We start from the raw sequence: 11,498 nt of genomic DNA, 5'->3' as shown, positions 1-11,498 counted from the left end.
AGCTGCGACAGATGCTTGGACATCAGGCCCGTCGCCGGGGAGGCGGCAGCCGGACGGCCGGTGTAGCGGACGCGCTGGTACTTGGCATCGATATGGGCGAGCACCCATTCCAGATAGGGATCGATGAAGGACCATGCACCCATGTTCTTCGGCTCTTCCTGGCACCAGACCATCTCCGCATTGCGGAAGCGGCTGAGCTCGTTGATGAGCGCCTTGGCCGGGAACGGATAGAGCTGTTCGATGCGCAGCAGGTAGATGTCGTCGATGCCGCGCTTCTCGCGCTCTTCCAGAAGGTCGTAATAGACCTTGCCGGAGCAGATGACGACGCGACGGATTTTGTTGTCCTTCTGCAGCTTGATCGGGCTGTCCTTGATCAGTTCGGCATCATCCCACAGCAGGCGGTGGAACGAGCTTTCGCCCGCCATCTCCGCAAGCGTCGATACGGCGCGCTTGTGGCGCAGCAGCGACTTCGGCGTCATCAGGATCAGCGGCTTGCGGAAGTCGCGCTTCAGCTGACGGCGCAGGATGTGGAAGTAGTTCGCCGGCGTCGTGACGTTGGCGACCTGCATGTTGTCTTCGGCGCAGAGCTGCAGATAGCGCTCGAGGCGGGCCGAAGAGTGCTCCGGACCCTGGCCTTCGTAGCCGTGCGGCAGCAGGCAGACGAGACCGGACATGCGCAGCCACTTGCGTTCGCCCGACGAGATGAACTGGTCGAACACGACCTGCGCACCGTTGGCGAAGTCGCCGAACTGGGCTTCCCAGAGGGTCAGCGCGTTCGGACGGGCGAGCGAGTAACCATATTCGAAGCCGAGAACCGCTTCTTCCGAGAGCATCGAATTGATGACTTCGTAGCGGGCCTGGGTCGGCGAGAGGTTGGCGAGCGGGATGTAACGCTCCTCGGTTTCCTGATCGTAGAGAACCGAATGACGCTGAGAGAAGGTGCCGCGTTCGCAATCCTGACCGGACAGGCGGATCTTGTGGCCTTCGACGACGAGCGAACCGAATGCCAGGGCTTCCGCCATGGCCCAATCGATGCCCTCGCCGGTCTGTACCATGTTGGCGCGGTTTTCCATGAAGCGCTGGATGGTGCGGTGCGCATGGAAGCCGGCCGGGATTTCCGACAGCTTGCGGCCGATTTCCTTCAGCGACTTCATCGGCACGGCGGTCTTGCCGCGGCGCTGCTCGTCGGCATTGTCGGCCGCGTGCAGACCGGACCACTCGCCGTCGAGCCAGTCGGCCTTGTTCGGCTTGTAGGATTGGCCGGCCTCGAACTCCTGCTCGAGATGCGCGCGCCAATCGGCCTTCATCTTCTCGACTTCGCCTTCGGTCAGCACGCCTTCGCTGATCAGCCGCTGCGAATAGAGCTGCAGCACCGTCTTGTGGGCACGGATGACCTTGTACATGTTCGGCTGCGTGAAGGACGGCTCATCGCCTTCATTGTGGCCGTAGCGACGGTAGCAGAAGAGATCGACCACAACGGGCTTGTGGAACTTCATGCGGAATTCGGTCGCGATCTTCGCGGCATAGACGACCGCTTCCGGATCGTCGCCGTTGACGTGGAAGATCGGCGCTTCGATCATCTTGGCGACGTCGGACGGATAGGGCGACGAACGCGAGAAGGCCGGATTGGTGGTGAAACCAATCTGGTTGTTGATGATGACGTGCATCGTACCAGCCACGCGATGGCCGCGCAGCCCGGAGAGGCCGAGGATTTCGGCAACGACGCCCTGGCCGGCGAAGGCCGCGTCACCATGGATGAGCAGCGGCACGACCTTGGCACGCTCGGACAGCGGGATGATGTCGCCGTCCCATTGGGTGGCGCCCATGTCCTGCTTGGCGCGGGCCTTGCCCATGACGACCGGATTGACGATTTCCAGATGCGACGGGTTTGCCGTTAGCGACACGTGCACCTTGGCACCATCGAAATCACGGTCCGAAGAGGCACCGAGATGGTACTTCACGTCGCCCGAACCTTCGACTTCGTCCGGCGCATAGGAGCCGCCCTTGAACTCATGGAAGATGGCGCGGTGCGGCTTGCCCATCACCTGCGACAGTACGTTCAGACGGCCGCGATGAGCCATGCCGAACACGGCTTCGCGAAGACCAAGCTGGCTGCCGCTCTTCAGGATCTGCTCGAGCGCGGGGATCAGCGATTCGCCGCCGTCGAGGCCGAAGCGCTTGGTGCCCTTGAACTTGACGTCGAGGAACTGCTCGTAGCCTTCGGCTTCGATGACCTTCTGCAGGATGGCCTTCTTACGCTCGGGATTGAACGCGATGCCCTTGTCCGGCCCTTCGATGCGTTCCTGGATCCAGGCCTTTTCCTCCGGGTTGGAGATGTGCATGAATTCGACGCCGAGGGTGGAGCAGTAGGTGCGCTCGAGAATCTCGATCATCTCGCGAATGGTTGCGAATTCGAGACCGAGCACGTTGTCGATGAAGATCTTGCGGTCGAAATCCGCCTCGGTGAAACCATAGGCTTCCGGCGACAGTTCCTTGTAGTCTTCGACCGGTGCGGCAATGCCGAGCGGGTCGAGCTTGGCGTGCAGGTGGCCGCGCATGCGATAGGCGCGGATCATCATGATGGCGCGGACACTGTCGCGCGTTGCCCGCAGGACGTCGGTCGTTTCGGCTGGGGTGCCTGCAACTTCGGCCTTCGCCTTAAGCTTGGTCTCGATGACCTTTTCGACAACGCCCCAGTCGCCGTCGAGCGCGGAAACCAGATCGCCCTTTGCCGGGATCGGCCAATTCTTACGCCGCCAGGAAGCGCCCTTGGCTGCCTTCTTCACATCGTCGGGGCTATCCTCGAGCGCCTTGAAGAAAGACCGCCATTCGTCGGAGACCGATGAGGGATCGTCCTCGTAGCGCGCGTAAAGCTGCTCGATATAGGCAGCATTGGCGCCATCCAGGAACGAGGTGATCTGAAATTGCTCGTTGGCTTCTTGCCTTGCCATGGTGAATCTGCGGGCGCTCTCGCCCGTCTCCCAACTTGTTTGCATTGCCGGTTTTCGGGTCCCCGGCGACCGTATTTCGTTCGCAGCCGTCAAGGCCGCAGGTATGCACTTGCGAATGCCGAAACCGGACGGGACAAGGCGGCTGCCACCCCGTCCGGCCTTGCTATAGGTAGGCTCAGCCCTTCAGGACTTCCACCAGCGTCTTGCCGAGACGCGCCGGCGACGGCGACACGCGGATGCCTGCCGACTCCATCGCTGCGATTTTGTCTTCAGCACCGCCCTTGCCGCCGGAGATGACGGCACCAGCATGGCCCATGGTGCGGCCGGGAGGTGCCGTGCGGCCGGCGATGAAGCCGACCATCGGCTTCTTGCGGCCCTTCTTGGCTTCGTCCTTGAGGAACTGCGCGGCGTCTTCTTCAGCCGAGCCGCCGATTTCGCCGATCATGATGATCGACTTGGTTTCGTCATCGGCGAGGAACATTTCCAGGATGTCGATGAATTCGGTGCCCTTGACCGGGTCGCCGCCAATGCCGACGGCCGTCGTCTGGCCGAGACCTTCATTGGTGGTCTGGAACACGGCTTCGTAGGTCAGCGTGCCGGAACGCGAGAGAACGCCGACGGAGCCCTTCTTGAAGATGGAGCCCGGCATGATGCCGATCTTGCATTCGTTCGGGGTGAGAACGCCAGGGCAGTTCGGTCCGATCAGACGGGACTTCGACTTGATGAGACGGTCCTTGACCTTGACCATGTCGGCAACCGGAATGCCTTCCGTGATGCAGACGATGAGCGGGATTTCGGCTTCGATCGCTTCGAGGATTGCAGCCGCAGCGCCAGCCGGCGGTACGTAGATGACCGAAGCATTGGCGCCGGTCGCGTCCTTGCCTTCGGCGACCGACTTGAAGATCGGCAGCTTTTCGCCCTTGGAGCCGGTCCAGGTTTCACCACCCTTGGAAGGATGGATACCGCCGACCATCTTCGTGCCGTGATAGGCAAGCGCCTGTTCAGTGTGGAAGGTACCGGTCTTGCCGGTCAGGCCCTGAACCAGAACCTTGGTGTCTTTGTTGATGAGGATAGACATGCGAGGCCTTTGTTACGAGAGGTTGGAAGACGCGGAGGCAACGCGGCGATATAAGCCGCTGACGACCTCCTGCCATGTATCGCTGCCGGCGGGCGAGAACGTGACGCCCATGCGGTAGCAGTCTTCATTTTCGAACTGAAAGAGAGTGCGTTGCTGACCGCGCGGCGAGACTTTGGTCAGGACAAGCTTGTCGTCGATCCATTCGCCGGAGGCCGGCGCGGCGGGGACGAAGCCCGCCGTATCGAACTGATAGAGCTTGTAAGACTGGTCAGCAGCGTCGAAACCGAGAATGTTCCGGGCTTCGAACGATATGCTGTCGTCCCGCGTCTGCACGTAGCGCTGTTCGACGAAAAATCCGCCGAACAGACACTCGGCCGTAAGGCGCGCGGTTGCCGTTCCTTCCTTCGTCCAGGCCGAAGCCGCGACGCGCTCTTCCCCTTCCCAAGTGCCGGCAAAGGCACCGAGGCGGAGATGAGCAGCCGTAGGAGCGAAGGAAGCAGCCATCCCGATCAGCCCTTGACTGCTTTCACGATCTTCTGGGCGGCATCGTCCAGGTCATCTGCGGAGATGACGTTGAGACCGGATTCGTTGATGATCTTCTTGCCGAGCTCGACATTGGTGCCTTCGAGGCGAACGACGAGCGGAACCTTCAGACCGACTTCCTTGACGGCTGCGAGCACGCCTTCGGCAATGACGTCGCACTTCATGATACCGCCGAAGATGTTGACCAGAATGCCCTGGACAGCCGGATCGGCAGTGATGATCTTGAAGGCGGCCGTCACCTTTTCCTTGGTGGCGCCACCGCCGACATCGAGGAAGTTCGCCGGCTCAGCGCCATAGAGCTTGATGATGTCCATCGTCGCCATGGCAAGACCGGCGCCGTTGACCATGCAGCCGATGTTGCCGTCGAGGGCGACGTAGGCCAGGTCATGTTCGTGCGCCTGGATTTCCTTTTCGTCTTCTTCCGTCGTGTCGCGCAGTGCGCGGATATCTTCATGGCGGAAGAGCGCATTGCCATCGAAGGAAACCTTGGCGTCGAGGACGCGCAGGCGGCCGTTGGTCATGACGATCAGCGGGTTGACTTCGAGGAGCGCCATGTCCTTCTCGACGAAGGCCTTGTAGAGGATCGGAAAGAGCTTGGCGGCATCTTCGCGGGCTGCACCCTCGAGCTTCAGCGCGTCGGAAAGCGCAGCCGTGTTGGCAGCCGTAACGCCCGCCGACGGGTCGATGGCGACGGTGATGATCTTTTCCGGCGTGTCGTGCGCGACGGTCTCGATGTCCATGCCGCCCTCGGTCGAAACGACGAAGGCAACCTGACCTACGGAACGGTCGACCAGGATCGAGAGATAGAGTTCGCGGTCGATGTCGGCGCCGTCTTCAATGTAGAGGCGGTTGACCTGCTTGCCGGCCGGGCCGGTCTGCTTGGTGACCAGCGTGTGGCCGAGCATTTCCTTGGCGTTGGCGACGACGTCGTCAACGGACTTGGCGAGACGGACGCCGCCCTTGGCGTCCGGGCCGAGTTCCTTGAACTTGCCCTTGCCGCGGCCGCCGGCGTGGATCTGGCTCTTGACGACGTAGAGCGGGCCTGGAAGCTGCTTGGCAGCGGCGGCGGCTTCGTCGGCGGAAAAGATGGCAACGCCGTCCGCGACGGGTGCGCCATAGCTCTTCAGCAGCGCCTTGGCCTGGTATTCATGAATGTTCATGGATTTATCCCTGTTGGAACGCGAAGATTACTTCAGCGACGGCGCGATCGTGGCGCAGGCTTCGCAAAGACCCGCAACGGCCGCGACGGACTTGTCGAAGGCTTCCTTTTCGGCCTTGTTCAGGTCGATTTCGATGACGCGCTCGATGCCGCCGGCACCGATGACGGTGGGAACGCCGACATACATGTCCTTGACGCCGTACTGGCCGTCGAGGTGAGCCGCGCAAGGCAGAACGCGCTTCTTGTCCTTGAGGTAGGATTCGGCCATCGCGATGGCGGAAGCGGCCGGAGCGTAATAGGCAGAACCGGTCTTGAGCAGGCCGACGATCTCGGCGCCGCCGTCACGGGTGCGCTGGATGATCTCTTCGAGGCGCTCGGCGGTAAGCCAGCCCATCTTGACGAGGTCGGTCAGCGGAATGCCGGCGACGGTGGAGTAGCGGGCGAGCGGAACCATCGAGTCGCCGTGGCCGCCGAGAACGAAAGCGGTGACGTCTTCGACGGATACGTTGAATTCCTTGGCGAGGAAGAGGCGGAAGCGCGACGAGTCGAGCACGCCGGCCATGCCGACGACCTTGTTGCTCGGCAGGCCCGAGAACTTCTGCAGCGCCCAGACCATGGCGTCGAGCGGGTTGGTGATGCAGATCACGAAAGCGTTCGGGGCATACTTCTTGATGCCGGCGCCGACCTGTTCCATGACCTTGAGGTTGATGCCGAGAAGATCGTCGCGGCTCATGCCCGGCTTGCGGGGAACGCCTGCCGTGACGATGCAGACGTCGGCGCCTTCGATCGCGGAATAGTCGCTGGCGCCGGTCAAGTTGGCGTCGAAGCCTTCGACCGGCGAAGACTGGGCGATGTCGAGACCCTTGCCCTGAGGGATGCCGTCCGCGATGTCGAACAGGACGATATCGCCCAGTTCCTTCAGGCCGGCGAGATGCGCCAGCGTGCCACCAATCATGCCAGAACCAATAAGTGCGATCTTGTTGCGCGCCATTTCGGTGTATCCTTTGCGATCAAAATCCGTGGCGGGACACCGTGAAAGGCATCCACAATAGCCGCCAATCGCATAGACCGAAAGGCAGAAATTGGCAATTGATTATTTTTGGATCAGGAATTTCAATCGGTTAGATCGAAAAATTCTTACGTAAACGTAATATATCCTGTCACCGAATTGTTACTCGGCGGCGCGTCTGGCCGGAGTCTGGGCAAGATATTCAGCACTGCGCATCTCGAAAAGCCGCGAGGCCGTGCGGTTGAATTCGAAGCCTTCCGTCCCGCGCCGCACTTCCAGGAGATCCTCCGGCATGGCAGCCGCGGAGACGTAAAGGCGGATATTATGGTCGTAAAGCGTATCGATCAGAATGATGAAACGCTTCGTCTGGTTGCGCTTTTCCGGCCCGAGCGTCGGCACGCGATCGAAGAAGATCGTATCGAAGCGTTCGGCGATGGCGAGAAAATCGGCAGGTCCGAGCGGCGCTTCGCAGAGATCGGCGAAAGAGAAGCGCGCCATGCGGTCGACCGCAAGCGGCACATGGATGGAGCGCCCCTTCATCGGGATTTCCATCGGCTGCGCCTTGCGTCCATGCAGCGCCTGCACCCAGGATGCATCCATCGCCATCTCGGTGCGCTGGTCGAGCGGCGTGAGATAGACGGGCTGGCTGTTCAGCTTCTCCATGCGGTAGTCGGTCGGCGAATCCAGCGTCACGATATCGACATGTCTTTTCAGGAGATCGATGAACGGCAAAAAGAGGCCGCGGTTGAGCCCATCGCGATAGAGATTGTCCGGTTCAACATTCGATGTGGCGATCAGCACGCAGCCAAGCGAAAACAGCTCGGAAAACAGCCGCGAAAGGATCATCGCATCGGCAATGTCCGTGACCGTGAATTCATCGAAGCACAGCAGCTCGGCCTCGGCGTAGAGGTCGGCGGCAACGGGCGGTATGGGATCGGCCTGCTTGGTTTCGCCGTTCTTGAATTTCAGCCGCTGTGCCGCGATGCGATTGTGCACATCGGTCATGAACTCGAAAAAATGTGCCCGGCGCTTCTTCTCGCACGGCGCCATCGAGAAGAACATGTCCATCAACATGGTCTTGCCGCGGCCGACGCTGCCGTGAATGTAGAGGCCCTTGATCGTCTCCACCGACTTCTTGCGCGCGGCAAACATCCAGCCGAGTGCGCTGGATTTGGCGGCTGGGCGCTTCCGCTTGAGGTCGGCAAGCACCCGGTCCAGCATTTTCGCCACATCCATCTGCGCCGAATCCACAGTCAAGGATCCGGACGCCGTCAGCGCCTTAAGCTGTTCGCAGACGCTGATCGAATAATCTGGCATGGGCTGCATGGGGAAATATCCGCCTGTGCAAAATAGGGGAGCACCCAAAAGGTGCTGCCCTTTCAAATAAGCTTATCGGCTGAGGCTGAGCGGCTGACCGGAGGCGGTCGAACCGTCGAAACGGGCAGCGGCCGTCTTGTAGAGCGTGCCGATCGTCGAGCCGTCACGATTTTTCAGGAGGACCTGCTTGCCGGAAACTTCCCACGACCCCATCGAGGTGAGTTCGCCCGCACAGCCGCGCGTACCGCCGCGCGAGCCGCTGCCGAGGTTGGTCAGCGTCAGGAACATGTCGCAGCTCGATCCGCCATTGCTGACCTTCCAGCTGCCGACCATCGATTCCTTGGTAACGTCCATGGCCGACGCAGCCATCGCCTGCTGCTGCTGCGGATTGCCTGCATTCGGCGCGCCCGCCGGAGCCGCCGGAAATTGCGAACCGTTGCCGGCGCCTGCGGGCGGAAGCTGGCTGGATTGCACGGAAGGAACAGGCTGCGCCTGCAGTGGCGGGGCAGAATAACTGTCGTTATTGTATGCCGTGCGCTGGCAACCGGCAAGCGACAGACCAATCGCCGCAGCCGTCACTGCATATCTAAACCGCATCATCACACTCCTAAATGATTGTCCACCGCTGACATCTGCAAAGTGATGTTTAATGATGTCCGAATTATCGTATTTCACTTTGGTTAATCAAGTCGATACCGCCACAAATTACCGAAGGCCATAGCTGGACAAGAATCCGGTGGTTTCAAGGCACTGCCCAGTGGACCTCATCCAAATTCACGACGGACGGCAAATTCGGCATTCCATCCGGCACTGGCTTCTGCAAGCCTCCATCCGTTGCGCTGTCTCCCTGAAACGATCCCTGCACAGACCCAGCTTCCGCCGGCGAATATTTCTATGCGCCGTCCTTGTCGTTCCATCGGAGCGGGGCTTCTGGCGTCCCGGGACCAGCCGGCATGCAAGAAAGCCAAACGGCGGGTCAGACCCGCCGCTCGACCATCATCTTCTTGATTTCGGCGATTGCCTTGGCCGGGTTCAGGCCCTTCGGACAAGTCTGGGCGCAGTTCATGATCGTGTGGCAGCGATAGAGGCGGAAGGGGTCCTCGAGATTGTCGAGGCGTTCGCCCTTGGCTTCGTCTCTGGAATCGATCAGCCAGCGATAGGCCTGCAGCAGGACGGCCGGGCCGAGGTAACGGTCGCCGTTCCACCAGTAGCTCGGACAGGAGGTCGAGCAGCAGGCGCACAGAATGCACTCGTAGAGGCCGTCGAGCTTCAGGCGGTCCTCGTGGCTCTGCTTCCATTCCTTGGCCGGCGGCGGCGATACCGTCTTCAGCCAGGGCTCGATCGAGCGGTGCTGCGCATAGAAATTCGTCAGATCCGGCACGAGGTCCTTGACGACGGGCATATGCGGCAGCGGGTAGATCTTCACCGTGCCGTTGATCTCGTCCATGCCCTTGGTGCAGGCAAGCGTGTTGGTGCCGTCGATATTCATCGCGCAGGAGCCGCAGATGCCTTCGCGGCAGGAGCGGCGCAGCGTCAGCGTCGGGTCGATCTTGTTCTTGATGTAGAGCAGACCGTCGAGCACCATCGGGCCACAGTCGTCGATATCGATATAATAGGTGTCGATGCTCGGGTTCTGGCCGTCATCCGGGCTCCAGCGATAGACGCGGAATTCGCGCGTGTTCTTGGCGCCGACCGGCTTCGGCCAGACCTTGCCTTCGCGCATCTGAGAGTTCTTGGGGAGAGCGAGTTCAACCATGGTCAGTTCCTCTCAGATCAGTACACGCGTGCCTTCGGCTCGATCTTGTGCGGATCGATGCCTTCGGCGATCAGGTCGGTGTGAACGGGACGATAGTCGAGCTTCACGTCGCCCGCATCATTGACCCAGGCAAGCGTATGCTTGCGCCAGTTCTCGTCGTCGCGGCCGGCGAACTTGCCCTCGGTATAGTCTTCGCGGGCATGCGAGCCACGGCTTTCCTTGCGGGCCTCGGCGCCGTAGATCGTCGTGATGGCGTTGGCCATCAGATTGTGCAGTTCGAGCGTTTCGACGAGGTCGGAATTCCAGATCAGCGAACGGTCGGTGACCTTGATGTCTGGCAATTCCTTCCAGATTTCCGAAAGGCGGCGGCAGCCGGATTCCAGCGATTCCTGCGTACGGAACACGGCGGCATCTTCCTGCATGGCGCGCTGCATCTTCTCGCGAAGCGCTGCTGTCGGCGTCGAGCCGCTGGCATGACGCAGGCGATCGAAGCGATCCATGATCTTGTCGCAGGCGGCAACATTGACGGGCGGAACCGGGCTGTTGCGGTCGACGACCTGGCCGGCACGGATGGCGGCGGCGCGGCCGAAGACCACAAGATCGATCAGCGAGTTCGAGCCGAGGCGGTTGGCGCCATGCACTGAAGCACAGCCGGCTTCGCCGACGGCCATCAGGCCCGGCAGCACGCGCTCGGGATTGCTGCTGTCGGCGTTCAGCACTTCGCCCCAATAGTTCGTGGGAATGCCGCCCATATTGTAGTGAACGGTCGGCAGGACCGGGATCGGATCGCGGGTCACATCGACCCCGGCGAAGATGCGGGCGCTCTCCGAGATACCCGGAAGGCGCTCATGCAGAACGGCCGGATCGAGATGGTCGAGGTGCAGGAAGATGTGGTCCTTGTTCTTGCCGACGCCGCGGCCCTCGCGGATTTCCAGCGTCATGCAGCGCGAAACGACGTCGCGCGAGGCAAGGTCCTTGGCCGAAGGAGCGTAGCGTTCCATGAAGCGCTCGCCCTCGGAATTGACGAGATAGCCGCCTTCGCCGCGCGCACCCTCGGTGATCAGGCAGCCCGAACCGTAGATGCCGGTCGGATGGAACTGAACGAATTCCATGTCCTGCAGCGGCAGGCCGGCACGGGCCACCATGCCGCCGCCATCGCCGGTGCAGGTATGGGCCGAGGTCGCCGAGAAATAGGCGCGGCCATAGCCACCGGTCGCCAGCACCACCATCTTGGCGGCGAAACGATGGATCGTGCCGTCGTCGAGGCACCAGGCAACGACGCCGGTGCAGCGGCTGCCATCATCGGACATGATGAGGTCGAGCGCAAAATACTCGATGAAGAATTCCGCGTTGTTGCGCAGCGACTGGCCGTAAAGCGTGTGCAGGATGGCGTGGCCTGTGCGGTCGGCAGCAGCGCAAGTGCGCTGCACCGGCGGTCCTTCGCCATAGTTCTGCATGTGGCCGCCGAACGGGCGCTGATAGATCTTGCCTTCTTCGTTGCGCGAGAAGGGCACGCCGTAATGCTCGAGTTCGTAGACGGCCTTCGGCGCTTCCATGACCATGTACTGCATTGCATCGACGTCGCCGAGCCAGTCGGAGCCCTTGACGGTATCGTAGAGATGCCACTGCCAGCTGTCCGGGGTCATGTTGCGCAATGAAGCGGCGATGCCGCCCTGAGCGGCAAC

General features: G+C 61.3%; 9 protein-coding genes. All 9 read right to left on the bottom strand.

Features of this window, described 5'->3' with window-relative positions; genetic code table 11:
• Positions 1 to 2,951, bottom strand: a 2,951-nt coding sequence (locus Q4Q11_RS28440; RefSeq protein ID WP_498571570.1) for a 2-oxoglutarate dehydrogenase E1 component, incomplete at its 3' end; no start/stop codon positions are given.
• Positions 2,952 to 3,126: 175 nt separating this feature from the next.
• The gene (gene sucD, locus Q4Q11_RS28435) at positions 3,127 to 4,029 is read right to left on the bottom strand and encodes a succinate--CoA ligase subunit alpha (RefSeq protein WP_112504475.1); all 903 of its coding nucleotides are present in this window, start codon (positions 4,027 to 4,029) and stop codon (positions 3,127 to 3,129) included.
• Between the two features lie 12 nt (positions 4,030 to 4,041).
• The gene (locus Q4Q11_RS28430; protein ID WP_498571569.1) at positions 4,042 to 4,533 is read right to left on the bottom strand and encodes a DUF1579 family protein; all 492 of its coding nucleotides are present in this window, start codon (positions 4,531 to 4,533) and stop codon (positions 4,042 to 4,044) included.
• Positions 4,534 to 4,538: 5 nt separating this feature from the next.
• Positions 4,539 to 5,732 (bottom strand): ADP-forming succinate--CoA ligase subunit beta, encoded by a 1,194-nt coding sequence (gene sucC / locus Q4Q11_RS28425; protein ID WP_112504479.1) that lies wholly within the window; start codon positions 5,730 to 5,732, stop codon positions 4,539 to 4,541.
• A gap of 27 nt (positions 5,733 to 5,759) precedes the next feature.
• Entirely contained in the window at positions 5,760 to 6,722 is a 963-nt protein-coding gene (mdh, locus tag Q4Q11_RS28420) for a malate dehydrogenase (protein ID WP_112504481.1), read from the bottom strand.
• A 180-nt stretch (positions 6,723 to 6,902) separates the two neighbouring features.
• Positions 6,903 to 8,066, bottom strand: coding sequence for a cell division protein ZapE (gene zapE, locus Q4Q11_RS28415; RefSeq protein WP_498571568.1), 1,164 nt, complete (start codon positions 8,064 to 8,066; stop codon positions 6,903 to 6,905).
• Between the two features lie 63 nt (positions 8,067 to 8,129).
• Positions 8,130 to 8,654, bottom strand: a complete 525-nt coding sequence (locus Q4Q11_RS28410) for a protease inhibitor Inh/omp19 family protein (RefSeq protein WP_112504485.1) — start codon at positions 8,652 to 8,654, stop codon at positions 8,130 to 8,132.
• A 379-nt stretch (positions 8,655 to 9,033) separates the two neighbouring features.
• A complete protein-coding gene (locus Q4Q11_RS28405) occupies positions 9,034 to 9,813 on the bottom strand; it encodes a succinate dehydrogenase iron-sulfur subunit (protein WP_498571567.1) in 780 nt (259 codons plus the stop codon).
• 17 nt (positions 9,814 to 9,830) lie between these two features.
• The coding region (gene sdhA / locus Q4Q11_RS28400) for a succinate dehydrogenase flavoprotein subunit (RefSeq protein ID WP_498571566.1) at positions 9,831 to 11,498 on the bottom strand (1,668 nt) is incomplete at its 5' end.

Source organism: Rhizobium sp. UFLA01-1127 (genome assembly GCF_059803845.1).
Note: the sequence above shows the minus strand (reverse complement) of the source record. Positions and strands in the feature narration are given on the sequence as shown.